The organism is Variovorax sp. E3 (assembly GCF_016082275.1).
In the GTDB taxonomy this organism is placed as follows: domain Bacteria; phylum Pseudomonadota; class Gammaproteobacteria; order Burkholderiales; family Burkholderiaceae_C; genus Variovorax.
Genome location: NZ_MOWM01000387.1, coordinates 1 through 500, shown reverse-complemented (window position 1 = coordinate 500; position 500 = coordinate 1). Strand labels below are relative to the sequence as shown.

Here is a 500-nt window from a genome sequence, read left to right as displayed (position 1 = left end):
GTGGCCACGCCGCGCTTCTTGCCGCGCGCCTTCAGCGCGTGGATCAGCGTGACCATGATGCGCGCGCCGCTGGCGCCGATCGGGTGGCCCAGCGCGCAGGCGCCGCCGTGCACGTTGACGATCTCGTGCGACACGTCGAGCTCGCGCATCAGCGCCATCGGCACCACGGCGAAGGCTTCGTTCACCTCCCACAGGTCGACGTCCTTCACGGCCCAGCCGGTCTTCTTGAACAGCTTGGCGACGGCGCCCACGGGTGCGGTCGAGAACCACTCGGGCTGCTGCGCATGCGTGGCGTGGCCGACGATGCGGGCGATGGGCTTCGCACCGATCTTCTTGGCATGCGATTCGGTCATCATGACCAGCGCGGCGGCGCCGTCGTTGATCGACGAGCTCGATGCGGCGGTGATGGTGCCGTTCTCTTTCTTGAACGCGGGCTTGAGCGTGGGGATCTTGTCGAGCTTGACCTTGCCCGGGCCTTCGTCGACCGAGACCACGGTGTC

The 500-nt window shown here is 67.6% G+C and carries 1 pseudogene; it reads right to left on the bottom strand.

Annotated features, from left to right (window positions below):
* A pseudogene (locus tag BMG07_RS41020) lies at positions 1-500 on the bottom strand (acetyl-CoA C-acetyltransferase); the annotation flags it as partial.